Annotated in this window: 25 protein-coding genes; 8 read left to right on the top strand and 17 right to left on the bottom strand. The window is 68.7% G+C overall.

Features of this window, described 5'->3' with window-relative positions:
- The 7 genes from ACWESM_RS27695 to ACWESM_RS27725 all read right to left on the bottom strand — a co-directional run.
- The coding region (locus tag ACWESM_RS27695; RefSeq protein WP_452494211.1) for an AMP-binding protein at positions 1-822 on the bottom strand (822 nt) is incomplete at its 3' end.
- 51 nt (positions 823-873) lie between these two features.
- The gene (locus ACWESM_RS27700) at positions 874-2,511 is read right to left on the bottom strand and encodes a solute symporter family protein (RefSeq protein WP_355078338.1); all 1,638 of its coding nucleotides are present in this window, start codon (positions 2,509-2,511) and stop codon (positions 874-876) included.
- Positions 2,508-2,864 carry a DUF485 domain-containing protein gene (locus ACWESM_RS27705; RefSeq protein WP_452494213.1) on the bottom strand — a complete coding sequence of 119 codons (357 nt, stop codon included), beginning with the start codon at positions 2,862-2,864 and terminating at the stop codon, positions 2,508-2,510. The genes ACWESM_RS27700 and ACWESM_RS27705 overlap by 4 nt, the downstream gene beginning before the upstream one ends.
- A 153-nt stretch (positions 2,865-3,017) precedes the next feature.
- Positions 3,018-4,772 carry a sodium/solute symporter gene (locus ACWESM_RS27710; RefSeq protein WP_452494215.1) on the bottom strand — a complete coding sequence of 585 codons (1,755 nt, stop codon included), beginning with the start codon at positions 4,770-4,772 and terminating at the stop codon, positions 3,018-3,020.
- 139 nt (positions 4,773-4,911) lie between these two features.
- Positions 4,912-5,277: a hypothetical protein gene (locus ACWESM_RS27715; RefSeq protein WP_355078335.1), complete on the bottom strand. Its 366-nt coding sequence runs from the start codon at positions 5,275-5,277 to the stop codon at positions 4,912-4,914.
- Positions 5,274-6,071, bottom strand: coding sequence for a LytR/AlgR family response regulator transcription factor (locus ACWESM_RS27720; protein WP_452494217.1), 798 nt, complete (start codon positions 6,069-6,071; stop codon positions 5,274-5,276). Before ACWESM_RS27720 ends, ACWESM_RS27715 begins: the two co-directional genes overlap by 4 nt.
- A gap of 393 nt (positions 6,072-6,464) precedes the next feature.
- Positions 6,465-7,661 carry a sensor histidine kinase gene (locus ACWESM_RS27725; RefSeq protein ID WP_452494219.1) on the bottom strand — a complete coding sequence of 399 codons (1,197 nt, stop codon included), beginning with the start codon at positions 7,659-7,661 and terminating at the stop codon, positions 6,465-6,467.
- A gap of 480 nt (positions 7,662-8,141) precedes the next feature.
- Here ACWESM_RS27725 and dnaE point away from each other — a divergent pair, with 480 nt between their 5' ends.
- Complete coding sequence (gene dnaE, locus ACWESM_RS27730) at positions 8,142-11,690, top strand: DNA polymerase III subunit alpha (protein WP_355078332.1); 3,549 nt, start codon at positions 8,142-8,144, stop codon at positions 11,688-11,690.
- 346 nt (positions 11,691-12,036) lie between these two features.
- On the opposite strand, the gene ACWESM_RS27735 is transcribed toward dnaE, so the two are convergent.
- A complete protein-coding gene (locus ACWESM_RS27735) occupies positions 12,037-13,206 on the bottom strand; it encodes an epoxide hydrolase family protein (RefSeq protein ID WP_452494221.1) in 1,170 nt (389 codons plus the stop codon).
- A gap of 285 nt (positions 13,207-13,491) precedes the next feature.
- Positions 13,492-13,815 (bottom strand): rhodanese-like domain-containing protein, encoded by a 324-nt coding sequence (locus ACWESM_RS27740; RefSeq protein WP_356967711.1) that lies wholly within the window; start codon positions 13,813-13,815, stop codon positions 13,492-13,494.
- A gap of 85 nt (positions 13,816-13,900) precedes the next feature.
- Between ACWESM_RS27740 and ACWESM_RS27745 the strand changes: the two genes are divergently transcribed.
- Positions 13,901-14,362, top strand: coding sequence for a MarR family winged helix-turn-helix transcriptional regulator (locus tag ACWESM_RS27745; protein ID WP_355078324.1), 462 nt, complete (start codon positions 13,901-13,903; stop codon positions 14,360-14,362).
- Positions 14,363-14,671: 309 nt separating this feature from the next.
- On the opposite strand, the gene ACWESM_RS27750 is transcribed toward ACWESM_RS27745, so the two are convergent.
- From ACWESM_RS27750 to ACWESM_RS27760, 3 genes are all read right to left on the bottom strand, one after another.
- Positions 14,672-14,872: a hypothetical protein gene (locus tag ACWESM_RS27750; protein ID WP_364430592.1), complete on the bottom strand. Its 201-nt coding sequence runs from the start codon at positions 14,870-14,872 to the stop codon at positions 14,672-14,674.
- Positions 14,873-15,221: 349 nt separating this feature from the next.
- Positions 15,222-15,578 carry a hypothetical protein gene (locus ACWESM_RS27755; protein ID WP_364430589.1) on the bottom strand — a complete coding sequence of 119 codons (357 nt, stop codon included), beginning with the start codon at positions 15,576-15,578 and terminating at the stop codon, positions 15,222-15,224.
- A 118-nt stretch (positions 15,579-15,696) separates the two neighbouring features.
- The gene (locus tag ACWESM_RS27760; protein ID WP_452494224.1) at positions 15,697-15,939 is read right to left on the bottom strand and encodes a hypothetical protein; all 243 of its coding nucleotides are present in this window, start codon (positions 15,937-15,939) and stop codon (positions 15,697-15,699) included.
- Between the two features lie 161 nt (positions 15,940-16,100).
- Between ACWESM_RS27760 and ACWESM_RS27765 the strand changes: the two genes are divergently transcribed.
- Together ACWESM_RS27765 and ACWESM_RS27770 are read left to right on the top strand one after the other, a co-directional pair.
- Positions 16,101-16,994, top strand: coding sequence for a helix-turn-helix domain-containing protein (locus ACWESM_RS27765; protein WP_452494226.1), 894 nt, complete (start codon positions 16,101-16,103; stop codon positions 16,992-16,994).
- Positions 16,991-17,200: a DUF397 domain-containing protein gene (locus ACWESM_RS27770; protein WP_452494228.1), complete on the top strand. Its 210-nt coding sequence runs from the start codon at positions 16,991-16,993 to the stop codon at positions 17,198-17,200. Before ACWESM_RS27765 ends, ACWESM_RS27770 begins: the two co-directional genes overlap by 4 nt.
- A gap of 81 nt (positions 17,201-17,281) precedes the next feature.
- On the opposite strand, the gene ACWESM_RS27775 is transcribed toward ACWESM_RS27770, so the two are convergent.
- Positions 17,282-18,481: a Cmx/CmrA family chloramphenicol efflux MFS transporter gene (locus ACWESM_RS27775; protein ID WP_452494230.1), complete on the bottom strand. Its 1,200-nt coding sequence runs from the start codon at positions 18,479-18,481 to the stop codon at positions 17,282-17,284.
- A 73-nt stretch (positions 18,482-18,554) separates the two neighbouring features.
- Complete coding sequence (locus ACWESM_RS27780) at positions 18,555-19,127, bottom strand: TetR/AcrR family transcriptional regulator (protein WP_452494232.1); 573 nt, start codon at positions 19,125-19,127, stop codon at positions 18,555-18,557.
- A gap of 156 nt (positions 19,128-19,283) precedes the next feature.
- Here ACWESM_RS27780 and ACWESM_RS27785 point away from each other — a divergent pair, with 156 nt between their 5' ends.
- Entirely contained in the window at positions 19,284-19,685 is a 402-nt protein-coding gene (locus tag ACWESM_RS27785; protein ID WP_355078316.1) for a hypothetical protein, read from the top strand.
- 4 nt (positions 19,686-19,689) lie between these two features.
- On the opposite strand, the gene ACWESM_RS27790 is transcribed toward ACWESM_RS27785, so the two are convergent.
- Positions 19,690-20,307 carry a class I SAM-dependent methyltransferase gene (locus ACWESM_RS27790; RefSeq protein ID WP_364430570.1) on the bottom strand — a complete coding sequence of 206 codons (618 nt, stop codon included), beginning with the start codon at positions 20,305-20,307 and terminating at the stop codon, positions 19,690-19,692.
- Between the two features lie 228 nt (positions 20,308-20,535).
- Here ACWESM_RS27790 and treZ point away from each other — a divergent pair, with 228 nt between their 5' ends.
- Together treZ and ACWESM_RS27800 are read left to right on the top strand one after the other, a co-directional pair.
- Positions 20,536-22,275: a malto-oligosyltrehalose trehalohydrolase gene (treZ, locus tag ACWESM_RS27795; protein WP_452494235.1), complete on the top strand. Its 1,740-nt coding sequence runs from the start codon at positions 20,536-20,538 to the stop codon at positions 22,273-22,275.
- 113 nt (positions 22,276-22,388) lie between these two features.
- The gene (locus ACWESM_RS27800; RefSeq protein ID WP_355078313.1) at positions 22,389-23,639 is read left to right on the top strand and encodes a serine hydrolase domain-containing protein; all 1,251 of its coding nucleotides are present in this window, start codon (positions 22,389-22,391) and stop codon (positions 23,637-23,639) included.
- Between the two features lie 460 nt (positions 23,640-24,099).
- Here ACWESM_RS27800 and ilvA read toward each other — a convergent pair whose 3' ends face one another.
- Both ilvA and ACWESM_RS27810 read right to left on the bottom strand, forming a co-directional pair.
- A complete protein-coding gene (gene ilvA, locus ACWESM_RS27805) occupies positions 24,100-25,455 on the bottom strand; it encodes a threonine ammonia-lyase IlvA (RefSeq protein ID WP_355078312.1) in 1,356 nt (451 codons plus the stop codon).
- A gap of 75 nt (positions 25,456-25,530) precedes the next feature.
- Positions 25,531-25,965: a nitroreductase family deazaflavin-dependent oxidoreductase gene (locus ACWESM_RS27810; protein WP_355078311.1), complete on the bottom strand. Its 435-nt coding sequence runs from the start codon at positions 25,963-25,965 to the stop codon at positions 25,531-25,533.
- Positions 25,966-26,053: 88 nt separating this feature from the next.
- Here ACWESM_RS27810 and ACWESM_RS27815 point away from each other — a divergent pair, with 88 nt between their 5' ends.
- Complete coding sequence (locus ACWESM_RS27815) at positions 26,054-26,287, top strand: hypothetical protein (protein ID WP_452494237.1); 234 nt, start codon at positions 26,054-26,056, stop codon at positions 26,285-26,287.
- Positions 26,288-26,361: the final 74 nt, after the last annotated feature.

The raw sequence follows: 26,361 nt of genomic DNA on the forward strand, positions 1-26,361 counted from the left end.
GAGGATGCCTTTGGGTTTTCCGGTGGTGCCGGAGGTGTAGAGGATGAACAGGGGGTGTTCGGCGTCGAAGGGTTGGGGTTCGTGGTGGGGTGCGGCGGTGGTGACGGTGTCGTGCCACCACAGGTCGCGGCCTTCGGTCCAGGGGACTTCGATGCCGGTGCGGCGCACCACCAGCACATGCTCGACGGTCGATGGCCCGTCACCCAATGCCTCGTCCACCCCGGCCTTGAGCGGCGCTGCCGTGCCGCGTCGCCACTGCCCGTCGGTGGTGATCACCAGGCGCGCCCCGGCGTCGTCGACGCGCTGGCGCAACGCGGTGGGGGAGAATCCGGCGAAGACGACGGAGTGGGTCAGCCCGAGGCGAGCGCAGGCCAGCATGGACACGATGGCCTCGGGCACCATCGGCATGTAGATGGCCACCCGGTCGCCCGCGACCAGGCCCAGTTCGGTGAACGCGTTGGCGGCCCGGCAGACCTCGTCCCGCAGTTGTTCGTAGGTGATGGCGCGTGAGTCGCCGGGTTCGCCTTCCCAGTGGATGGCGACCTGGTCGCCGTGTCCGTCCAGGACGTGGCGGTCCACGCAGTTGTAGGCGACGTTGAGCTTGCCGCCGACGAACCATTTCGCCACCGGAGCCTCGCTCCAGTCCAGCACCTGGGTCCACGGCTGCTCCCAGTGCAGCCTGCGAGCCTGTTCGGCCCAGAACTCCAGCCGATCGGACCGCGCCCGGTCGTACAGCGCCTCGCTCGCGTTCGCCTGGGCGGCGAACTCCGCGGCGGGCGGGTAGGCGGTGGTGTCGCGGTCATCGGTGGTTGCGCTGGTCACGCGAGATCTCCTAACGAAAGAACAGAGGGGACGAGGAATGCCGGGCAGTGCTCAGTGCACCACCGCCTTCTCGGCGCCGACGCCGGTGAGCGAGCGGACTTCCATCTCCGCGGCCTTGGCCGGGTCCTCGGTCTTGCCTCCCACGAAGGTGCCGATGATGCCGAGCAGGAACGCCAACGGGATGGAAACGATGCCCGGGTTGGACAGCGGGAACCAGTCGAAGTCCGAACCGGGCAGCATGGCGGTCTTGCTGCCGGACACCGCGGGGGAGAACACGATCAGCACGATCGTCGAGATCAGGCCGCCGTACATGCTCCACAGCGCGCCGGTGGTGTTGAACCGCCGCCAGAACAGCGAGTACAGGATGGTCGGCAGGTTCGCCGACGCCGCGACCGCGAACGCCAGCGCCACCAGGAAGGCGACGTTCTGGCCGTTGGCCAGGATGCCCAGCGCGATGGCCAGTATGCCGATCACCACGGCGGTGATCCGGGAGACCCGGACCTGTTCGCGCTCACCGGCTTTCCCGCGCTTGATGACATTCGCGTAGATGTCGTGGGCGAACGACGCCGACGCCGTGATGGTCAGGCCCGCGACCACCGCGAGGATGGTGGCGAAGGCGACCGCCGAGATCACCCCGAGCAGCACCACGCCGCCGAGTTCGAAGGCCAGCAGCGGCGCGGCCGAGTTCTGCCCGCCCGCGGCCGCGAGGATGCGATCGGGCCCGACGATCGCCGCCGCGCCGTAGCCCAGGACCAGGGTGAACAGGTAGAACGCGCCGATCAGGCCGATGGCCCAGACCACCGAGCGTCGCGCCTCTTTGGCGGTGGGCACGGTGTAGAAGCGCATCAGTACGTGCGGCAGGCCCGCGGTGCCGAGCACCAACGCCAGGCCCAGCGAGAGGAAGTTGAGCTTCGAGGTCTCGCTGCCGCCGTACTGCGCGCCGGGTGCGAGCACGTCGCGTGCAGCGACGGCCTTGTTCGCCGAACCGGAGACCGCTTTCTGCGCGGAGCCGAGGATCTCGGAGAAGTCGAAACCGAACTTGGCGAAGACCATGACGGTCATCAGCGCCGCGCCCACGATCAGCAGCACGGCCTTGATGATCTGCACCCATGTGGTGCCCTTCATGCCGCCGACCAGGACGTACACGATCATCAGCACGCCGACGACGGCGATCACGATGGACTGCCCGGTCTTGTCGGTGACATCCAGCAGCAGCGCGACCAGCCCGCCCGCGCCCGCCATCTGCGCGAGCAGGTAGAACAGCGACACCGTCAGCGTGGACAATGCCGCGGCGGTGCGCACCGGGCCTTCTTTCAGCCGGAAGCTCAGCACATCGGCCATGGTGAATTTGCCGGTGTTGCGGAGCATCTCGGCGACCAGCAGCAACGCGACCAGCCAGGCGACCAGGAATCCGATCGAGTAGAGGAATCCGTCGTAGCCGTAGACCGCGATGGCGCCCGCGATGCCGAGGAAGCTGGCGGCCGAGAGGTAGTCGCCCGCGATGGCGACGCCGTTCTGCGGACCGGAGAAGCCGCGCCCGCCGGTGAAGTAGTCGGCGGCGGTGGCGTTGTTCCGGCTGGCGCGGATCACCACGATCATCGTGATCGCGACGAAGACGCCGAAGATGGCGATATTGGCGACCGGGTTGCCGACCGTCGCCGCCGCGGCGTAGGTGTGCACGGTGTTCATGCCCGGTCTCCCTCGAGGTAGCCGCGGATTTTCGCTGCGCGCGGATCCAGTTCCCGGTTGGCGAACCGGACGTACAGCGCGGTGATGGCGAAGGTGGAGACGAATTGGCCGAGGCCGAGCAGCAATCCGGCGTTGATCTCGCCGAAGACGGGGCGGCTCATGAAGTCGTGCGCGTAGGCGCCGAGCAGGACATAACCGAGGTACCAGAGCAGGAACAGCGCGGTCATCGGAAATACGAAGCGGCGCAATCGCGTTCGCAGTTCCTGGAATTGGGGGCTCGCCTGGACTTCGGCGAATTCTGTTGCGCTCGGCGCTCGCCGCCCTGCGGTGTCGTCGAGTTCGGTACTGGTCATGATGGTCCTACCAAGTGACGTGGCTTACTTCTCGAGGACGGTAAGCCAGGGATAGGGGCCACCAGTAGGCTGTGGTGTGGGTCACTCCACGAAGGTGTCCGAATCTGCGGTGAGCGGTCGGTACGGCGCGACGAACGGTCGGCGCGAGCCCGCTCAGTCCGAACGCAGGCTGCGCTCGCGGTCCGCGCCCATGCCCAAGCGCTCCGGCGCGTGCATCCGGACGAAGATCCGGCTCACCGTCCTCGCGCCGAGCCCACGGGTGAACGAACTCACCAGCACCATGGTGGCGAACGCCAGCGGCACGCTGATCGCCGCGGGATAGCTCAGCAACGCGGCGGGCCAGCCGCCCGCCACGTCGTCGGAGAAGCCGCCGGTGACCGAGACGGCGGTCGCGGCGCCCGCCGCGAGCCCGCCCGCGACCAGACCGGCCGCCGCGCCCGTCGCGGTCAGCCCGCGCCACCAGATGCCAAGGACCAGCAGCGGGCACAGCGTGGAGGCGGCCACGGCGAAGGCCAGGCCGACGGTGCGGGACAGATCGAGCGACACCACCGTCAGCGACAACGCCAGCGGTACCGAGCCCGCGACCAGTGCGGCCGTGCGGAAGTCCCGGATGCGCCCGCGCAGCATGTCGGTGCTGAGCACGCCCGCGATGCTCACCAGCAGCCCCGACGACGTGGACAGGAACGCGGCGATCGCGCCCGCCGCGGCCAGCGCCGCGAGCAGCTGACCAGGCAGCCCCGCGACCACCGACCCGGGCAGCAGCACCACCGCGGCGTCGGAGGTTCCGGTGATCAGCAGTTGCGGCACGTACAGCCGGGCGAAAACGCCCAGTAGGACGGGGAACAGATAGAAGAGGCCGACCAGGCCGATCACCGCGAGCGCGGTCGTGCGCGCGGCCCGCCCGTCGGGGTTGGTGTAGAAGCGCACCAGCACGTGCGGAAGGCCCATGGTGCCGAGGAAGGTCGCCAGGATCAGCGAATAGACCTGGTAGCTGGGATGCGGACCGCCGAGTCCGCCGCCCGGCGTCAGCCAGCCCGCGCCGTCGGCGGGGGCGCCGGCCACCACCGGCACCGCCGCTCCGGCCTCGAGCACCAATCGCGTCCCCGCCGCCAGTTCGTGCGTGCCGGGCGTCAGCGGCACCGTGCCGTCGACGGCGTGCTCGTCGATGGTTCCCGTGATCGAAACCTGTTGCGGTGCACCGACCCGCACCACCACGTCGGTGGTCACGTCGACGGTCGTACGTTCGGACACCACCGGCGGTGCGGGCGCGCCGAGCTCCCGTTGGTCGGCGAGGAAGTGCCCGAGCAGCACCAGCGCGGGCAGTGCCACCGCGGTCAGCTTCAACCAATACTGGAACGCCTGGACCAAGGTGATCGAGCGCATCCCGCCACCCACCACATTGGCGATCACGATCGCGCCGACCGCCACCGCGCCCACCCAGTCCGGCACCCCGAGCAGGATGTGCAGCGTGAGTCCCGCTCCCTGGAATTGCGGGATCAGGTACACCGCGCAGATGAGCACCACGACGGTGGCCGCGAGCCTGCGCAAACGCACCGAGCCCAAACGGAATTCGGCGAAGTCGGGCACCGTGTACGCGCCGGAGCGGCGCAGCGGCGCGGCGACGAACAGCAGCAGCGCCAGGTATCCGGCGGTGAAGCCGACCGGGTACCACAGCGCGTCCGCGCCGTATTTCGCGATCAACCCGGCGACCCCGAGAAACGAGGCGGCCGAAAGGTATTCGCCGGAGATCGCGGCCGCGTTCCAGCGCGGCCCCACGCTGCGGGAGGCGACGAGGAAGTCCGAGGTGGTGCGCGCGAGCCGCACGCCGTACGCGCCGATCGCGACGGTCGCCAGGGCCGCGAGGATCAGCGCCGCGATCGTCAGCGCGGGGGCCGTGCCGGAGGTCATGACATACCGATCTCGAACGCGGCGCGCGTGTTCTCGGACCAGGTGCACCGATACGCCGAGCGACGAACGAAGCCCGTCGGACCGGAGCGCATCGATACCGTGGTCCGCGCCGCGGCAGGCATTCGGGCCGGTCGCACCGTCAGTCCTCGGCCAGTTCGAGGAAGTCCTGTTCGTTGCGTTCGGCCAGGCGCACGTAGGTCCGGCCGATCAGGAACAGCAGCGGGTACACGGCGCCGCCGAGCAGCAGCCAGGGCAGCCGGATGCCGAGCACCGTGAACGATCCGATCGAACCGATGCCGAACAGTATGGGCAGCGCGCACAGCAGCGCGATCGTCACCAGGCCCACGCGCAGCGCGAGCCCGAGTTGCGCGCGGATCAGGCCGCCGATGAGCGCCTCGCCGAACTCCGTCTGCTCGGCGACCTCGACTCTCGTGCGCACTCGCCGCGCGCCGCGTCGTTCGGAGAGCACCACGCGCTCGCGCGCCGGACGCTGCGGCGCGGTCACTGAGTGCCCCAGTGTTGCCGGGGCCTGTGCACCAGCCGCTGTTTCAGTTCACGCACCTGCCTTCGGCTCACCGGCAGTTCGACCGCTTGCGCGTCGCCCTCGGCCCGCAGGCACACCACCGTGCCGGAACCTATCGTGCGCAGCCCGGTGACCAGCCGCAACGCCACCAGATACGAGCGGTGCACCCGCAGGAATCCCGCGTCGTGCCAGCGTGCTTCCAACGCCGACAACGGGATCCGCACCAGATGCGATCCGGCGCTCGTGTGCAGCCGCGCGTAATCCCCGTCGGCTTCCACCCAACTCACGCTCGACCTCGGTACCAGCGTGGTCACTCCGCCCAGTTCCACCGGGATGACCTCGCTCGGATCGGCGCGCTCGTCGGCGGCAGGCCGGTGCGGCGCGCTGCGGGACGCCGCGATCCGCCGCACCGCCTCGGCGAGCCGCGCTTCGCGCAGCGGCTTGAGCAGGTAGTCCACCGCGCCCAGATCGAATGCGGCGATCGCCCGGTCGTCGTGGGCGGTCACGAACACCACGGCGGGCGAATTGGCGAACTCCGACAGGATGCCCGCCAGCTCCATGCCGTCCAGGCCGGGCATGTTGATGTCCAAAAACACCGCGTCCACGGGATGAGCGCGCAGCACCCGCAACGCGCTGGTGGCATCGCCCGCCGCGTGGATCTCCCCGATCTCGGCCCGTGCGCGCAGCAGATACACCAGCTCGTCCAGAGCGGGCTTCTCGTCGTCCACGGCGAGCACGCGCAGCGCGCCCGCCGGCTTGCCGGTAACGCGGGTCACAATCGCTCCATCGTAAGGGGCTCGCGCTGGGCAGCCGAGCCGGTGCCGTCGGCGTGAGGCTGCCTACTCGTGTGCGTCCGCGTTCGAGCCGGGATGCCTGGTGGGCACGGGCCCGTGCTTCGAGGCGTTGCATGGGTGGTCTCGTGCCTGCGTCCGGGCGTTGCGTGTGCCGGTTTCGTGGGTGCGGGTAGCCGAAGGCCTCACGCAGTACGTACACCACGCGTTCCTTGGCCGTGAGCGTTCCATGAGCGTGAGCATGGCGATCGACACCGATTCGCGTTGTTGGAGGAATTCCTGGCTGCGGCGGTCAGCGGCCGAACCGACGAGCTGGTGCGGGCCCGATGTGCGTTGTGGGCGCGAGCTGTCCTGCTTAGGGCGCGTCGCGCGCCGGTTTCACGGCCGGATGCCCGCGCGGAATTTCGGAACCCGCAGGCTGACCTTCGTGCCCGCGTCCGGTGCGGTTTCCACGACGAGGCCGTAGTCGTCGCCGAAGGCCGCGCGCAACCGGTCGTCGACGTTGGCCAGTCCGACGTGCGCGGCCTCCCCGGAGCCCGCGGGGCCGGTCCCGGTGTCGACGGCGTCCAGCGCGCCGGAGCGCAAGAGATTCGGGTCCATGCCGACGCCGTCGTCCTCGACGCTGATCACACAGTCGGTGCCCGCGTCGGTGGCGACGATGCTGACGGTGCCGCCGTGGGCGGCGCCCGCCAGTCCGTGCCGCACCGCGTTCTCCACCAGCGGCTGGAGCGCGAGGAAGGGGAGGACCACGCCGAGCACCTCGGGCGCGATCCGCAGCCGGACCTGGAGGGCGTCGCCGAAGCGGGCGCGTTCCAACGCGAGGTAGCGCTCGATGTTGCGCAGCTCGTCCGACAGCACCGTGAACTCGCCCGCGGCGCGGAAGGAGTAGCGGGTGAAGTCGGCGAACTCGAGGATCAGCTCGCGGGCCCGCGCCGGATCGGTGCGGACGAACGAGGCGATGGTGTTCAGCGCGTTGTAGATGAAGTGCGGGCTGATCTGCGCCCGCAGCGCGCGCACCTCGGCCCGGTCCAGCCGGGCCCGCGACGCGTCCAGTTCGGCCAATTCGAGCTGCCCGCAGGCGTACCGCGCCACTTCGGCGACCGCACCCAGCCGCCCCGGCCCCGGCTGCCCGGTATTCACGACGCCCAGCACACCGGCCACGCCGTTCGATTCGATCAGCAACGGTTGCGCGATCAGCGTGCGCCCGGCGTGTTCGCCGCGGCCGGGTCCGGCCACGAGCACCGGACGCTCGCCCGCGACGGCGCGTTCGGCGGCTTCGCCGAAGTACTCGGCCAGTTCGGCGTGCGGCCCGTCCCAGGCGAGCACCGTGCCGTCGGCGTCGGCCAGCGCCAGCGCCTCGGCGCCGGTGAGCGCGCGCAGATGGGGCGCGGCTTCCCGCGCGGACTCCTCGGTCAGCCCGCGCCGCAGCGGAACCGCCGCCAGCGACGCGGTGTGCAGCGCCGAATGCACCGCCCGCTCGGCGGGGGTGGTCACCACTCTGCGGGTGCGCGACCAGATCAGCAACGCACCGGCGATCAACGCGGCCGCGGCCACGACGGCCAGCGCGGTGGTCATGGCCGGCAGCGGCGCGGGGACTTCATGGGCCGATTATCGCGGTGCTCCGATCGCGTGCGGCAGGTGGCGGCCATGTGGTGCGGACGCGGGTGCGCATCCGATCCAGACAGTGCCTGCGCGAACGGGCCGATTCCGGCAACGGGGGCGCAGTGCCGCTTGCCGGGAGATCGTGTGCGGCATGGTGGCGGCCGTGGGCGTGAATACGGGGCGGGCCACCGAGCGCGGGCGCTCGCGCCAGGCGATCGAGACGGCGGTCGGCCGAACGGGCCGAGTCATCGGGGTGTTCCGGCATTCGGCACGATCGCGACACTCGCGGAAATCGGCCGCTCAGACGGCGAGTCGCCAGGACGCGCCGGTGATCTTCCCCACCGACACGCCGGGTGCCCGAGGAGCGCCCGCGAGCCGTTCCGAACCAGTCGGTGCGCCCGCCTAGAATCGGTCCAGCCAACCCCCGTCGAGACCTTGGGAGGAAGGACCGTCTTGGCCGCCTCGTCCGGATCGTTCGTCCATCTGCACAACCACACCGAGTACTCCATGCTCGATGGGGCGGCGAAGATCTCGCCACTGTTCACGGAGGCGAAACGGCTGGGGATGAACGCGGTCGGGATGACCGACCACGGCAACATGTACGGCGCCTCGGAGTTCTACAACTCGGCCAAGAAGCACGACATCAAGCCGATCATCGGCATCGAGGCCTACATCGCGCCCGCCTCGCGGTTCGACACCAAGCGCGTGCAGTGGGGCGATCCGAGCCAGAAGGGCGACGACGTCTCCGGCTCCGGCGCCTACACGCACATGACCATGGTCGCCGAGAACGCGACCGGCCTGCGCAACCTGTTCAAGCTCTCCTCGCTGGCCTCCATCGAGGGGCAGCTCGGCAAGTGGGCGCGCATGGACGCGGAGATCATCGCCCAGTACGCCGAGGGCATCATCGCCACGACCGGCTGCCCCTCCGGCGAGGTGCAGACCCGCCTGCGTCTCGGCCACGACCGTGAGGCGCTGGAGGCCGCCGCGAAGTGGCAGGAGATCTTCGGCAAGGACAATTTCTTCCTCGAGGTCATGGACCACGGCCTGTCCATCGAGCGCCGGGTGCGTGAGGGGTTGCTGAACGTCGGCAAGCAGCTGGGCATTCCGCCGCTGGCCACGAACGACTGCCACTACGTCACCAAGGACCAGTCGAGCAACCACGAGGCGTTGCTGTGTGTGCAGACCGGCAAGACGCTGTCGGACCCCACCCGGTTCAAATTCGACGGTGACGGCTACTACCTGAAGTCCGCCGAGGAGATGCGCGCGCTCTGGGAAGCCGAGGTGCCCGGCGCGTGCGACAACACGGTGCTGATCGGCGAGCGGGTCCAGTCCTACGACGACGTGTGGGCCTTCAAGGACCGCATGCCGGTCTTCCCGGTGCCCGAGGGCGAGGACCAGGATTCCTGGTTGCGCAAAGAGGTCGACCGTGGCCTGGCGCGCCGGTTCCCCGGCGGCGTGCCCGAGGAGTACTACACCCGCGCCTACTTCGAACTCGACGTCATCAAGCAGAAGGGCTTCCCCGCCTACTTCCTCGTCGTCGGCGACCTCGTCAAGCACGCGCGGGAGGTCGGCATCCGGGTCGGTCCCGGCCGTGGTTCGGCGGCCGGTTCGCTGGTGGCCTACGCGCTCGGCATCACCAATATCGACCCGCTGCCGCACGGCCTGCTGTTCGAGCGGTTCCTCAACCCGGAGCGCCCGTCCGCGCCCGATATCGATATCGACTTCGACGATCGCCGCCGCGGTGAGATGGTCCGCTACGCCACCGAGAAGTGGGGCACCGACCGCGTCGCCCAGGTGATCACCTTCGGCACGATTAAAACCAAGGCCGCGATCAAGGACTCCGCGCGCGTCCAGTTCGGCCAGCCCGGTTTCGCCATCGCCGACCAGATCTCCAAGGCGCTGCCGCCGCCGATCATGGCCAAGGACATCCCGCTGTCGGGCATCATGGACCCCGATCACGAGCGGTACAAGGAGGCAGCCGAGGTCCGCGAGCTCATCGGCAGCAACCCGGATGTGGCCAAGATCTACGAGACCGCGCGCGGTCTGGAGGGCCTGATCCGCAACGCCGGTGTGCACGCCTGCGCGGTGATCATGTCCTCCGAGCCGTTGATGGACGCGATCCCGGTGTGGAAGCGGCCCCAGGACGGGGCGATCATCACCGGCTGGGACTACCCGTCCTGCGAGGCCATCGGCCTGCTGAAGATGGACTTCCTCGGCCTGCGCAACCTCACCGTTATCGGTGACGCGCTGGACAACATCAAGGCCAACCGCGGCATCGACCTGGACATGGACAACCTGCCGCTGGACGATCCCGCGACCTACGAATTGCTCTCGCGCGGTGACACGCTCGGCGTCTTCCAGCTCGACGGCGGCCCCATGCGCGACCTGCTGCGCCGCATGCAGCCGACCGGCTTCAACGACATCGTCGCCGTGCTCGCGCTGTACCGGCCCGGCCCGATGGGCATGAACGCGCACAACGACTACGCCGACCGCAAGAACGGGCGGCAGCCGATCAAGCCGATCCATCCGGAGCTGGAGGAGCCGCTCAAGGACATCCTCGCCGAGACCTACGGCCTGATCGTCTACCAAGAGCAGATCATGTTCATCGCGCAGAAGGTCGCCTCCTACTCGATGGGCAAGGCCGACGCGCTGCGCAAGGCCATGGGTAAGAAGAAGCTCGAGGTGCTCGAGGCCGAATACAAGGGCTTCCACGAGGGCATGACCGCCAACGGCTTCTCCGAGGCCGCGGTGAAGGCGCTGTGGGACACCATCCTTCCGTTCGCCGGCTACGCGTTCAACAAGTCGCACGCCGCGGGCTACGGCCTCGTCTCGTTCTGGACCGCCTACCTCAAGGCCAACTATCCGGCCGAGTACATGGCGGGCCTGCTCACCTCCGTCGGTGACGACAAGGACAAGGCCGCGGTCTACCTGTCCGACTGCCGCCGTCTCGGCATCACCGTGCTGCCGCCGGACGTCAACGAGTCCGAGCAGAACTTCGCCTCGGTCGGCAAGGACATCCGCTTCGGTCTCGGCGCGGTGCGCAACGTCGGCGCGAACGTCGTCGCCTCGATCATCCAGGCGCGCAAGGAGAAGTCGAAGTTCACCGACTTCTCCGACTACCTGAACAAGATCGACGCGATCGCCGCGAGCAAGAAGGTCACCGAATCGCTCATCAAGGCGGGCGGTTTCGACTCCCTCGGGCATCCGCGCAAGGGTCTGATGCTGATCCACTCGGACGCCATCGATGCCGTGATGGCCACCAAGAAGGCCGAAGCGATGGGTCAATTCGACCTGTTCGGCGGCTTGGACGCGGACGAGTCGGTGACCTCGGTGTTCAACGTGAAGGTGCCCGAGGACGAGTGGGAGTCCAAGCACCGGCTCGCGCTGGAGCGGGAGATGCTCGGGCTGTACGTATCCGGGCATCCGCTCAACGGCGTCGAGCACGTGCTCGCCGCGCAGGCCGACACGCAGATTCCCGCCATCCTGGAAGGCGACATCAAGGACGGCACTCAGGTGACCGTCGGCGGCATCCTGGCCTCGGTGAACCGGCGCATCAACAAGAACGGTCTGGCCTGGGCCTCGGCGCAGCTGGAAGACCTCACCGGTGGCATCGAGGTGCTGTTCTTCCCGCAGTCGTACTCGGTGTACGGGATGGACGTCGTCGAGGACGCCGTGGTGCTGGTCAAGGCGCGCGTCTCGGTCCGCGACGACCGGATCTCGTTGATCGCCAATGATCTCGCCGTGCCCGACCTCTCCGCCGTCGGCGTGGCCAAGCCACTCGCGGTCACCGTCACCACCCGCATGTGCACACCGGACAAGATCGGCGAACTCAAGCGAGTCTTGTCCAGGCACCCCGGAACGTCGGATGTCCATATCCGGCACGTCGGCGCCCGGGACAAGACCACACTGCTGAAACTCGATGAACGCCTGCGCGTCTCACCGTCGTCGGCGCTGATGGGTGACCTGAAGGCGCTGCTCGGCCCTGGTTGCCTGGCGAGCTGACCGGCGGATTCCGCACAGTCGGGTTCGGGTCGGCGGTCGGGCTGTCCGGCGGTTGTGTGACCCGCAGCGATGCCGGCCCGGGTCGCCGGCCGCTCGTGCCGTCGTCGGGCGGCCTGGGGCCGGTGCGATCGACCGGACAGCCGCGGTGTCGCCGCAATCCGAAAGCAACAGTGTCGGCGCATCCGCTGATGCGCCGACACCACGGACCCCGCCGGATCCAGCCCGGCCTCGATCAGCCGCCTGTATCGCCGATCGGCCGCGTGCCGGCCTCACGTGCGCTTCGCCGCGGCGCGGAGACGGAACGGCACCCGTCAGGGCGAATGGTCACCGCTCCCGCCGTGAGCGATCACCGTTGAGCGGCAAGGCAAGCTCGTCGAGCGGCGCGGGCCTCGGCGACGAACAGTTCTGGTTGTTCCCACGCGGCGAAATGACCACCGCGCGCGGGCTGTCCCCAGTGCACGATGTTGGTGAAGCGCTTGGCTGCCCAGCGCTGTGACGGGCGGGGCACCTCGGCGGGGAACACGCTGCCGGCGGTCGGCACTGTGATCTGGTCGCCGACCGCGGTGGTGAACCACTCGGTGACTTCGGTGATGCTCTCCCAGTAGAGGCGAGTGGAGGAAGCGCCGGTCGCGGTCACCCAGTAGAGCATCACGTTGTCCAATACCCGGTCGCGGTCCAAGACGGTGTCGAGGTCATCTTCGTGGTCGCTCCAGGCCCAGACCTTTTCCATGATCCACGCGCACAGCGCGGCCGGTGAGTCCAGTAACCCATAACCCAGAGTTTGCGGGCGCGTGGCGTGGACCGCCGAGTAGGCGGATCCGGTGCGGGTGCGTTCCTCGAGATCGCTGAGGGCCCGCCGTTCGGCCTCGGTGAGGTGCGCTTCGTTGTGCTCGGGTGCGGCCAGCGGTGGGATGAGGTGCAGGCCCAGCAGTCTGTGCGGTTGCTGCAACGCGATGCTGGTGGAGATGCTGCTGCCCCAGTCGCTGCCTGCGGCTATGAACTTCTCGTAGCCGAGCCGGGTCGTCAACTCGGCCCAGGCATGTGCGATGCGGTGGATGCCCCAGCCCGGCTCGGTGGGACGACCGCTGAAACCGTAGCCCGGCAGGGACGGCGCGACGACGTGGAACGCGTCGGCGGGATCGCCGCCGTGCGCTGCCGGATCGGTGAGCGGGCCGAGGACTTGCTCGAACTCCAGGAACGAGCCGGGCCAGCCGTGAGTGAGGACGAGCGGGACGGCTTCCGGATACGGAGAACGAACGTGGAGCGCGTGTATCGGCACGCTGTCGATCTCGGTGACGATCTGCGGAATTCGGTTCAGCCGCGCTTCGGTGGCCGACCAGTCGTATTCGTCGGCCCAGTACCGGCACAACTCTCGCAGATACGACAGCGGCACACCTTGGGACCAGTCCGTGACCGGCTCACGCTCCGGCCACCGGGTGCGACGGAGCCGTTCGCGCAGGTCACGCAGATCAGCCTCGGGGATATCGATCCGGTAGGGACGAACGCGGTCGGTCATGGTTGTTCTCTCTGCTCTGCCGGTTGAACGGTTTTCACCAGTTGGCGCGCCAGGCCCAGCTAACGGAGTTCGATCCCGACGCCTCCGGTGCGGGGAATCCGCATCCGAGCGGATCACCACATGAACTCGGCGGCAATGGAACCGACCCTCGTCCATTGTCCAGCCACCCCTCGGCAGCGCGGTCCGGCTCTACGCTCGGTCAGGCCCGCGTTCCATCCGTGCGGTCCGACTACCGGATGCCCGGCGGCCCGAAAGGATCCGTCCGCCGGACACCCTCGGATGCGTTCAGCTCTCGACCGGAAGTCCGGCATCGGTCCAATCCTGGATGCCTTCACGGTACTTCCGGACGTTGGTGTAGCCGAGTGCCTCCAGCTTGGTGGCCACGTGCTGGCTGTTGGCGCAGGCGGCATTCGAGCAGTAGGTGACGATCGCGGCGTCCTTTGCCGGAAGGAGTTGCGGGGCTTTGGTTTCCACGTCGGCTTCGACCAGGTTGAGCGCGCCGGGAAGATGCGCTTTGGCGTAGTACTCGGCGCCGAGCGCGTCGATGACGGTCACCGAACCCGCCTCGATCTGCTCGGCGAGTTCCTGGCGCGTGATCAGTTCGGTCATGGCAGTGCCTCCTTCAGGGGAAATTTATGTGCGTGCGCACGCTATTATATGTGTGCGTGTGCACGCAACTGGTATGCTTCGATTCGTGCCGAATTCCGTGAGCCGTTCCCACCCGGCCGTCCGCGCGTGGTCCGCGCTGCTCCAGGTACACGCCAAGCTGGTGCCGGAGCTGGACGCGGAACTACGTCGCGCCACCGCGCTGCCACTGACCTGGTACGACGTCCTTCTGGAACTCGACGGACCGCAGGGGCTGCGGGTGAGCGATCTCGGCGAACGGGTCGTGCTGAGTCGGACGCGGGTGAGTCGCCTGGTCGGCGAACTGGAGTCGCACGGCTTGGTGCGCCGTGAGCCCAATCCGGACGACGGGCGTTCAGCGTTCGTGAGCATCACCGAGGCTGGTCGGCAGCGGCTGCGGGAGGCGGCTCCGCACTATCTGGCCGGGATCGAACGCCGGTTCAGCGGCCTCAGCCCGGACGAACTCCGAGCTCTGGCCGGGGCGCTACGCAAGGCGCTGGGCCCAGCCGACCTGTCCGATCCGAAGCGTTAGCGATCCGGTCGCCGCCGTCTCGCGCTGACGCTGCGCGCGGTCCTGCTTCTGTGCTGCTGCCGCCCGGCGCTGACGCCCGATCGGCTGACCGGCGCTCGAAGCCCTCGATCAATCCCTAGCCGACGCCATCGGGCCTCGCGCAGTGGCCGCCCAGGGCCTCGCCGAGGCAGAACGGCTCGAATGCCACAGGCCGCGGCGCGGCTGGGAGCGCACACCGGTGGCATCGAGGTGCTGTGCGCACCGGCCGCTGCGTTGGCGGCGACTTCGAGGCGCTACCCAGCCCGGGGCGACGCGGCGGGTCGTGCGCGGTCAGGAATGGAGCCACTGCTCGATCTGCTCCAGATTCGCGGCGGAGATGACGTCGTCACCGTTTTCGGCGTCCAGCAGCTTCCAGTCGTGCGGTGACACCGGATCGCGCACCAGGAAATAGCCCGCTCGCGTGGCGCGGTCGGTGAGGTCGCGGAATCGCTCGGAGTTCGGATCCGGTGCGGCCGCTGCGGTTCGATTCATGAGGGATTGCTCCATGGGCGGTGTTGTCGTGCGGAATCCGGCGTGATGCGCCCGGCGGCGACCAACGCGGCGAATGCGGCGCGCTTTCTGGCGCAGTCGTGATCGCGGTGTAACTGCATGGCGTGGTGTGCTGCGGCGACGGTCAGCGGCTGGGCGGGTGCGGCGCATGTCCACGCTTCCGGCCACCGGACCGGGCGCGAATGACTCTGCGAGCGAGTCGGTTTGCGCCGAGGAGCGAATCGGCGCGGCTGATCGGTCGGCCACACGCACCCGACGCCGAGCAGCACAGCGCCACATCCCGCGAATACCGTCACGATGCTCGACAGCAGGGCCCATATCCCCACCCGGCTCACCGCTGGCAGCCGTCGCCGGAACCGGTGCGCAGGTCCTCGGCGAGCTCGTGCAATCCGTCCAGAACCTGCTGGAACGTCCAGAGTTCCGGCGCGGTGTCGGCGTGCGGCAGGTGGCCGGTGTGGTCGGTGGGAAACGCGATACCGCGCCGGTGAGCACGTTCACGCGGGCTCGACTCCTGTGGCACGATCCGGCCGCGCCGTACCAAGGTGTAGAAGGCGACCCACTTCCACGCGCACCGATCGACCCGGCATCCCCGGTGCCGCCGCATAAGCCGGTGCGCCAACTCGACATCAGCCGAGCCGCAGATTCTCGGCGGCGCGACCACCCCGCTGCCTTCCTTCTGATTACGCACGATCTTTCCTATCCCTTCCTGCCCACCCGGGCTGGTGATGTCACGAGTGGCACATGGCTGCGGCATTTCGCGAGTGGGCTCTCCATCATGTGCCGCTGATCTTGAATCTCGGGGGCCTTCACGCTTCGGGTGGGTAAGTAGCCAGCGTGTTTCGGCCGCGGTGGGTGATTTCGTAGCGGTTTCTTCGGGCTCCGGTCACGATGAGGTCGTGGTCGATGAGGTTCGCCAGGGCTTGGCGGGTCTTCCATTCGGTGAGGCTGGCCGACACCTTGATCTGATGTTCGGTGAGCATCCCGCCGCAGTTCAGCGCGCGCAGGATTCGGACTTCGGCGGCGGAGAGGCTTTCATGTCGCGTGGCCATGCGGCTATGTTGCTGCAGGCCAACAGCATCCGGGCTGGGAAAACGGGCGGTCCGATGAAGTCGGCCATCCGCCCAGAGCCCGGACCGGTCCACACGTAGTTCGAAGTCCGAACCGGACCGGCATCTGGGCCGTTTCGGACCGAGCAGGGGAAAGGGGAGCGATGGGGAAGGACGATCAGCCTGGTTCGACATTGCCGCGTCGGCAACTCGGGCGGGCATTACGGGAGGCTCGGGAAGGTGCCGGGTTCACGCTCGAGCGCGCCGCGCAGCTCATGGAAATGGGCAAGACTTCGGTCGGCAGGATCGAGAAAGGGCAGAACGACAAGGTCAGGCTGCGCGACGTAGAGGCGTTCGGCAATCTGTACGGTCTCGGCGCGGAACAGATCGAGGATCTGAAAGTTCTTGCGCAGCAGTCATCTACGAAATCATGGTGGCAGGCGTCGCGTAATCTGATTATGCCTGGATTCAACACATACCTAGGGCTGGAATCCGGTGCATCCCAGCTTGCTATGTACCAACCGCTCGTCATTCCAGGACTACTGCAGGTAGCCGATTACGCGCGAGCAATCGAGCGGCCATACCTTCCGAATGACACTCAGGAGGATATCGAACGCCGTGTCGCACTGCGGTTGCGACGGGCAGCGATCCTGACTCGGCGATCCAAGCCCGTAAGGGCTGAGTTTGTCGTCCACGAAGGGGTTCTGCATACGATCGTGGGATCCCGTGCGGTAATGTCTGCGCAACACCGTCATATGGCAGACATGAGCACTCGTCCAAACGTCACGGTGCGGATACTGCCGTTTACGGCGGGTTTTCCGGGCGACTGCGTTCCCGTATTGCCATACATCATCCTCGATTTCCCGGTAGACGGCCCTGGGGCAGGTGTGGAGCCTCCGGTCGTCTACGCCGAAAACAACACCGGCGCGATGTTTTTCGAGGGCGAAGACGACGTGAAACGCTACCGCGATATTCATGAGACGATCCGGTGCGCCGCGCTGGAGGAACAACTCTCGAGAGACCTGCTCCGGCAGTTGGCAAGGAGATACGAACAGTGACCATCGACCTATCCGGTGCGAAATGGTTCAAGTCGACGCAAAGCGGCACGGGGAACGAGTGCGTCGAAGTCGCCTGGCTCGAGGCGGGGCATGTCGGTGTCCGCGACTCGAAGAACCCGAGCGGTCCGGCGTTGATCTTCGCGCCGGGGCAGTGGGATGCCTTCGCCGCTGGTGTTCGTCACGGCGAGTTCAACCGATTGGGCTGAAGAGGATTCGCACCTGTCCGAAGCAGAGGCCCTGCACCCGATTCGCGCGTTGCCGGGCCAGGGCCGCCGCCTACGTGGGAGCTATCGACCGGCGTCGGCCAGTACCGGGGCGGGTGCGTCGGCCGCAGCCTCGACAACCTCCTTGCGGTGCAGCGCGTGGCTGCAAGCGACGACGGTGAGGGCGGCGAGGCCGAGAATCACGCCGATCCAGGCGACCGCCGGGTAGTCGAGGCCCGCGCTGATGGCCAGGCCGCCGAGCCAGGGACCTGCGGTGATGCCTACGTTGAACGAGGAGATGTTGGTGGCTCCCGCCAGGGTGGGCGCGTTGCCCGCGAGGGTGAAGACGCGGCTGTTCAGGGTCGGGTTGATGCCGAAACCGAAGGCGCCCAAAAGGAACGACAGCAGTACGACGGGGGCGATGTGCTCCATCGTGAGGGCGAGTAGCGCCGAGGTGAGCACGCCGCCGGTAATGCCGACGTACAGGCTGGTCAGCGGGTGATTGTCGGCGGTGCGCCCACCGATGACGATGCCGAGGAACGCGCCGAGTCCGTAGATGCCGAGTACCGCCGGAATCCAGCCGTCCGCCATGCCGGTGGTGCGGGACAGCAGAGCGCCGAGGTAGGCGAAGGTGACCATCAGGGCGGCGATCGCGAGCGCGGTGGTGGCATAGGAAAGCCAGAGCGCGGGGCGCATCATCGTGCGCAGTTCGGTGCTCAGGCGTAGCGGCGCGTCGGTCCGTCCGCCGGGGATCTTCGCCAGCACGCCGATCCCGGCCGCCGCCGACAGCAGCGCGACCGCCCAGAACGCCGCGCGCCAGCCGAGCTGTTGTCCGATCACGGTGCCCGCCGGAAGCCCGATGATGATGGCCAAAGTGAGCCCGCCCGCGACGATGCTCATCGCCTTGCCGCGCGCCGTGGCCGGGACGAGACCGATCGCCGTTGTCGCGGCAACCGCCCAGAACCCGGCGTAGACGAACGCGCCGACGACCCGCGTGGCGAACAGCACCCAGTACTCCGAGGTGAGCGCTCCGACGACGTGAGTGCCGACGAACACCGCGAGGAAGGCGAGCAGTGCGGTGCGCCGCGACCACCGCAGTGTCGCCACCGCCAGCACCGGCGCGCCCACCAGCATGCCCAGTGCGAAGCCCGAGATGAGCAGGCCCGCGCGCGGCACGGAGACGCCCAGGTCTGCGGCCATCTCGGTGAGCAGGCCCGCGAGCATCAGCTCCGAGGTGCCCTGGGCGAAGATCGACAGACCCAGGACGTAGATCGCCACGGGCATCGGTACCTCCTTATTTTGTACTGATCTATCCAAAATTAGGGCGCGGCAAGGGCGTCGCCGAAGCCGACAAGTCTCAGAGGGCGTCGAGGGCGGTGGTCGCGATGGCGGCGAGCGTCTCGCGGTCCGCGCCGCCGCGTGCGGCCACCCGCATCCCTCCGATCGTGGCGATCACGAAGTGCGCCAAGGCGGTCGGTTGTTTGTCCGGCGCGATCTCACCGGCGCGCCTGGCCGTCTCGAACACGTCCGTCAGCACGGCGAGTCGTCGCTGGTAATCGGTGGCGAGAACGGCGGCCAGTTCGGGGTCGCGCGGGGCCAGTTCGATCGTCGAGTTGACCACGAGGCAGCCGAGCGGGTCCTCCTCGGGGGCCTCGACGATCTGCCACAGCAGGGCGCGGATCTTGCCGCGCACCCCAGTCTCGCTGTCGAGCAGGTCGAACGTCGCCGCGTTCTTGGCTGTCATGTAGCGGCGCAGGGCGCGGCCGAACAGGTCCCGCTTGCTGGTGAAGGTGTTGTAGATGCTGCTGCGGCCAAGGCCGGTCGCTGCGCAGAGGTCTTCGGTGGAGGTCGGCTCGTATCCCGCGCGCCAGAACGCGTGCATCGCCGCGTCCACCGCGCGGTCCTCGTCGAAGGTTCTGGGTCGTGGCATGGGTTTACGCTAGCACAGTTTTGAACAGCTCGTTCCAATATACTTCGAAGGGCCTTCTGGCCAGCGTTGTTCCGGAGTCCAAGCGGCTGTTAAGCGTCCGATAGGCGGGCTCGCGGATAGTTCTGAGCGAGTCCACTCCAGGAAACGAGGATCATCATGCAAGCCATCCTGCGCACCCTGCGCCTGCTCGTTCTCGGCGTCACGCTGTTCGTGCCCGCGTTCGCCGTCGCGACGGTCGGCGCGGGCGCCGCGAACGCGGGCGCGGTCGAGCTGATCGAGTTCGCGCCGGGAAGCGATCACGCGTCGGTCGGCGGAGCGGTCGTGCGCGGCGACGCCGACACCTACGTGCTCGAGGCGCGGGCGGGGCAGACCCTGACCACCGAACTCACCTCGGTCGAGGGCAACGCGCGGTTCAGCGCCACCGCCCCGGACGGACGAGTGCTGTGCGCCGAGGAGACCGGGAGCCGGATCACCTTGCCGCAGAACGGTTACTACACGATCTCGGTAGCGCCGAGCCGGGGCAACGCGACCTACACCTTGTCGGTGCGCATCGTCTGAGTCCTCAGGGCGACACCGCGACACCGAGCGTCTGGGCGACCAGGAAGCGGGGAGCGTGCTCCCCGTAGAACGACTCGGCGTCGCGGATCTCGAAACCGGCGTCTGTCACCAGGCCGCGAATGTCGCGGTTGAGGTGGCAGCCGCCGAACAGTCGTTTCTGGACCGGGTTCAGCCGGTTCTGCCACGCCCGCACCTTCTCGTCGGGCGCAAGCCCATGCTCGACGAAATGCAAGGTCCCGCCGGGGACGAGCACCCGGCGCACCTCGGTGAGCGCGGCGGCGATGTCGGGAATGGTGCACATCGTCCAGGTCGACAGCGCGCAGTCGAAGGCGTCGTCCGGGAAGGGCAGCGCCTGCCCGTCCAGCCCGGCCCGCTCGACCGGCACGGTGGCGGCGGCGACGCGTTCGCTCGCCAGCCGCCAGCCGAGATCGGCGGGCTCGACCGCGCGCACCGACGCGACCCCCGCCGGGTAGAACGGGACGTTCAGTCCCGAACCGAAACCGAGTTCCACGACCTGTCCGTGCAGTCCGGCACACACCCGCTCGCGCAGCGGAGCCAACTCCCGCAACCCGCAGGACCGGTTGACGATCCGCGGCAGCACATACTCGGCATAGGCACCCACGTCTTCACTCTGACAGGCATCGCCCATTGCGGACAGGGCTACACGGCCCCAGCCCGACAGATTTCCGCGCCTTTGCGGTCCTCTGCTCGACCCGGCCCCAGTGGCTGCACGGGACCGAGGGAAGCGGCTCCGGCCAGCCGTTCAGGAAGCCGGGACCGTACGCGCCGCTGCGCCTGGGACTGGTGTCCGTATCGGGCGGACCGGGCGTGCCCGTGGGATGCTGGCGCGGTGACTGTGTTCGAAGTCTGGGCACCGCGGCCGGAGTCGGTGCGACTGGATCTGGAGGGTGTCGTCCATTCGATGACGCGGTCGCCGGATGGGTGGTGGCGCGCCGACGTGCCCGCCGCGAAGGGCGCCAGGTACGGCTTCCTGCTCGACGACGATCCGACCGTGCTGCCCGATCCCCGCTCGCCGCGCCAGCCCGACGGCGTGCACGCCCGCTCGGCGCTGCACACCCTCGATCCGGCGGGGTGGACCGATGCGGCGTGGACCGGTCGGCCGCAGGCCGGGGCGGTCTACTACGAACTGCACATCGGGACCTTCACCCCGGAAGGCACCTTCGACGCCGCGATCGAACGGCTCGACCACCTGGTCGGGCTGGGCGTCACCGTGGTCGAAGTGATGCCGGTGAACGCCTTCGACGGCCCGCACAACTGGGGCTACGACGGCGTGCTCTGGTACGCGGTGCAGGAGAGCTACGGCGGGCCCGACGGCCTGCAACGGTTCGTGAACGCCTGTCATGCCCGCGGGCTCGCGGTCTGCCTCGACGTCGTCTACAACCACCTCGGCCCGTCCGGGAACTACCTGCCGCGCTTCGCGCCCTACCTGACCGAGGGCCGCAACACCTGGGGGCAGAGCCTCAATCTCGACGGCCCGCAGTCCGATCACGTGCGCGGGTACGTCATCGACAACGCGGTGCGCTGGCTGCGCGATTTCCACATCGACGCGCTGCGCTTGGACGCGGTGCACGCCCTGGTCGACCGCACCGCCACCCACCTACTGGCCGAACTCGCCGTCGCGACCGAGCGCCTGGCCACCCATGTCCGCAGGCCGCTGACGCTCATCGCGGAGAGCGATCTCAACGATCCGAAGCTGATCACCCCGCGCGCGGCGGGCGGCTACGGCCTGACCGCGCAGTGGAACGACGACCTGCACCACGCCGTGCACACCGCGGTCTCCGGTGAGCGGCAGGGCTATTACGGGGACTTCGGTTCCTTGCGCTGCCTGGCCCACACGTTGAAGCACGGGTTCTTCCACGCCGCAACGTATTCCAGTTTCCGTGGCCGCACGCACGGCCGCCCGATCGATCGCAGCCTGATCCCGGGCAGCGCGCTGCTGGCCTACACCTGCGATCACGACCAGATCGGCAACCGGGCGCTTGGCGAGCGCCCGAGCGCCTATCTCACCGACGGCCAGCTCGCGATCAAGGCCGCCCTGGTGCTGTGCGGACCGTTCACGCCGATGCTGTTCATGGGGGAGGAGTGGGGCGCCCGCACACCGTTCCAGTTCTTCACCTCGCACACCGACCCGGATGTCGCCGCCGCCACCGCATCCGGGCGCAAGAAGGAGTTCGCCCAGCACGGCTGGCCCGAGGGCGAGGTGCCCGACCCGCAGGATGTGAAAACGTTCCTGCGCTCCAAACTCGATTGGACGGAAGCCGACGAGCCGGGCCACGCCCGGCTGCTGTCGTGCTATCGCGCCCTGCTCGCCCTGCGCCGCGCTCGTGCGGAGCTCAGCGATCCCTGGTTGACCCACGTTTCGGTGGACTACGACGAGTCCGCGCGGTGGATCGTCGTGCGCCGGGGCACACTGGCCCTGGTGTGCAACCTCGGCGAGGACCAGGTCGCGGTGCCGATCGCGGGCCTTCCGCTGCTGTCCTGGGAATCCCCGACGATCGGCCGTTCCGCCACAACCGTTCCCGGCCACTCGTTCACCCTGCTGGAGACGGCGCCGCCCGGCCCGCGCTGAGCGCGTGGAACCCCAGCTCGCGGCGGCCTTTCGGGCACTCGCCCGGTAACGGGCGTACAACTGTCCGAGACAGGTACTTTGCCGGAATCGTCCCATGCCATTACCGTGGAGAGATGAGCAACGTCGCTTCCGGGGACTTTGCGGTTCTTCCCCCGGGGATGGGTGGCAGCGCTGCCGCCGAATTCGCACCGTTCGTGCGCGCTTTCGCACGGGCGTTCGGCAATCGCCGGGGCGCGGGGGCGGCGTTCACGCTGCACCGGCACGGAGAGCCGCTGGTGGACATCTGGGTCGGCTCCGGCGGTGACGTTCCGTGGACCAGGGACACCGGCACGATCATCTTCTCGGCCACCAAGGGGATCGCGGCCACCGTCGTGCACCGTCTCGCCGACCGCGGGTTGCTCGATTACTCCGCTCCGGTCGCGGAGTACTGGCCGGAGTTCGGCGCCAACGGCAAGCACAAGATCACCATTCGTCATCTGCTCACCCACCGGGCGGGACTGTCCGCGCTGGCCCCGATCGCCACCGGCGGCCTGGCCGACGTGCTGGACCACGAACTCATGGAACAGCGCCTGGCCGCGGCCAAGCCCGACCGCCTGCTCGGCGTTCCCACCTACCACGCGCTCACCTTCGGCTGGCTGGTCGGAGGCTTGACGCGCGCGATCACCGGCACCGGCCTGGCCGAGCTGATCCGCACCGAGGTCGCCGAGCCGCTCGGCATCGAGGGGCTGCACCTGGGCAGGCCGCCCGCCGGTGCGCCGATCACCTACGCCCCGCTGGCGGGCACCCAGCTGAGTGCGCTCGGAAAGCCGCTCGGCGCCGCGGTTCTCGGCCGTAGCCACCGGATTCCCGGCGCGCTGGGTGCCGCCACCCGCTGCCTGTTCCTGCCCGGTCTGGAAGGCATCCTCGAGGGCGTCAGCCCGCCGATCCTGGACACCGAACTCGGTGCGGGCAACGGTGTGGCCACCGCGCCGGCACTGGCCACGATGTACGGCGCGCTCGCGGGCGACGGCACCGTGGCCGACCACAGGTACCTCGGCCGCCGCACCATGAAGGCGCTGCGCCGCGTCGAGACCTACCAGCCCGATCGCGCGCTGTTCTACCTGCCGATGATGTGGCGTCTGGGCTACCACTCGCTGCCGATGCCGGGCGCCCACGCCGGGTTCGGGCACATCGGCCTCGGCGGCTCCTTCGGCTGGGCCGAACCTCGGCTGGGCCTGTCGGTCGGCTTCGTGCACAACCGGCTCTCCGTCGCGCAGCTCAGCTACGACCAGTCGGCGGCGTTCTGGTTGCTGCCGCTCATGCTGAACTGCCTGCGTTCGTCCCGCCGCCGGATCCCGGCCGCGCAGACGCCCAAGGCCGCGTGAGGCGTCGAGTTTCGGCTGCGCAGACGCCCTAAGGCCGCGTGGCACGTCGGATCCCGGCTGCGCGGGGGCTCTAGCTGCGTGGCATGTCGGATTGCGGTCGCGTGGAGGCCCGAGGCTGCGTGGCACCTCGGATCCCGGCTGCGCAGAGGCCCGAGACTGCGTGACGCCTCGGATTTCGGCTGCGCAGACGCGTAAGGCCGCGTGGCACGTCGGGTCCCGGCTGCGCGGAGGCTCGAGCGTGGCATGTCGGATTGCGGTCGCGCGGAGGCCCGAGGCTGCTTGGCACGCCGGATTTCGGCTGCGCGGAGGCCCGAGGTTGCGTGACGCGTCGGGTCCCAGCTGCGCGGAGGCCCGAGGTGGCGTGACCGTCGGATGCTGGCTGCGCGGAGGCCCGAGGTTGCGTGACCGTCGGATGCTGGCTGCGCGGAGGCCCGAGGTTGCGTGACCGCCGGAGTCGGGCTCAGGTCAGGTAGCGGTAGGCCGGTGAATCGGGCTCGAGGCGCTCGCACTGGATCGGGGAGTGGTGCATCCGTTCCAGCAGCGGCGCCAGCCCGTCGGGGGCGCCCAGTTCGATGCCGACCAGCGCCGCGCCCGTCTCCCGGTTGTTGCGCTTGACGTACTCGAACAGCGTGATGTCGTCTTCCGGGCCGAGCACCTCGTTGAGGAAGCGGCGCAGCGCGCCGGGTTCCTGCGGGAAGTCCACCAGGAAGTAGTGCTTGAGCCCGCTGTGCACGAGCGAGCGCTCGATGATCTCGCCGTAGCGGGAGACGTCGTTGTTGCCGCCGGACACCAGGCACACCACCGTGGAGCCCGGCTCCACGGTGATCTCCGCCAGCGCCGTCGTGGTGAGCGCGCCCGCGGGCTCGGCGATGATGCCCTCGCTCTGGTACAGGTCGAGCATGGTCGTGCAGATCGCGCCTTCGTCGACCTGCATCATCTGGAAAGTGCCCGCGCCCCTGGGGGATTCGGTGGTGGTCAGCAACGGCAGCGAGGCGTGCGAAACCACGCGCCCGCCGAATCCGGACACCGCCGCGTACGGCACGGCGCCTACCCGGCGGACCGCGGCGCCGTCGACGAACGGATCGATCTCCGGCAGCGTGACCGGGCCGCCCGCCACCAGAGCCGCGGTCATCGAGGCCGCGCCCGCGGGCTCCACGCCCAGGATGGCGGTGCGCGGGGATCGGGCGCGCAGGTAGGTGCCGATGCCCGCCAGGCAGCCGCCGCCGCCCACCGGCACGATCACCAGGTCGGGCGTGGTGGGGAGCTGCTCCAGGATCTCCGCGGCGATGGTGCCCTGACCGGCCGCGGTGCGGGTGTCGTCGAACGGCGGCACCATGGTCGCGCCGGTGCGCTCCACGTCGGCCGCGGCGGCCGCGGCGGCGGCGTCGTAGGTCTCGCCGACCGCGATGAGCTCGACGAACTCCCCGCCGTGCACCCGGATGCGGTCACGCTTCTGCTTCGGCGTCGTGGTCGGCACGTAGATGCGGCCCTTGATCCCCATCGCCTGGCAGGCGAACGCGACGCCCTGCGCGTGGTTGCCCGCGCTGGCCGCGACCACGCCGGCGGCGCGTTCCCGCTCGGTCAGCTGGACCACGAGGTTGTAGGCGCCGCGCAGCTTGTAGGAGCGGACCGCGCTGAGATCTTCGCGCTTCAGATAAACGTTCGCCCCGGTCAGCTTGGACAGCCGCTCGCTGCGCTGCAGCGGGGTCGGATCAATGACGTCGGCAATTCGCTTGGCGGCAGCATCGATCTCGTCCGCGGTGAGGGCGGGACGAGAAGCGGTCAGTGCGTCGAGGACATCAAGCGGATCGGACACCCCGAATATGCTGCCACCCGCCGCGGCGGCGAGCTGCGGCGGGTGGCGGTGACACGCGGGCTACCTGCGCAGAAGCTACTGCGGGGTGAGAACGAAGACGGGGATCTGACGATCGGTCTTGGTCTGGTAGTTCGCGTAATCCGGCCACACCTCGACCGCGCGCTCCCACCACTGCGCCTTCTCGTCGCCGAACACCTCGCGGGCGGTGTAGTCCTTGTTGACCGTGCCGTCGCGCAGTTCGACGTGCGGTTCGGCCTTGATGTTGTGGTACCAGACGGGATGCTTCGGCGCGCCGCCCAGCGAGGCCACCACGGCGTACTCGCCGTCGTGCTCCACCCGCATCAGCGGCGTCTTGCGCAGCTTGCCGCTCTTCGCGCCCTTGGTGGTGAGCAGGATGATCGGCACACCTTGCAAGGTCGCGCCCTCGGTGCCGCCGGAGTTCTCGTACTTCTCGGCCTGTTCGCGGGCCCAGTCGGATGTACTCGGTTCGTATTCACCTGTCAGTGGCATATCTGCGGCAACGCCGCGGCGATTACTTGTGTTCCCGGCGACAAAAAGTTCGCTGGCCCGAACTTCCAATTCCGACTACCCTGAGGAGATGGCGGTCGTTCACTCTTCGGCGCGCGGCACCACGATCGACATCGCGGGTAGCGCGTGGCCGGTATACAAGCTCGACGCACTGGTCGTCGGCTTGGTGACCTGCCTCGTCCTGGCCCTGATCACCGGATCGCTGCAACTCGCGGTACTCGTCGCGGCAGCGCTCGGCGCGGCGCGGTGGCTGATCGGCATGGCGGTCGCGGGTCTCGGCGATGGGCCCGGCGGCACGCCGTAGCGCGCCCCGCATTAACGCTTCCCCGCCGCAGGCGATGAATTCGAGTAGTCGAATACGCGGGTTTCGGTGGGATG

Source organism: Nocardia sp. NPDC003999 (assembly GCF_053604885.1).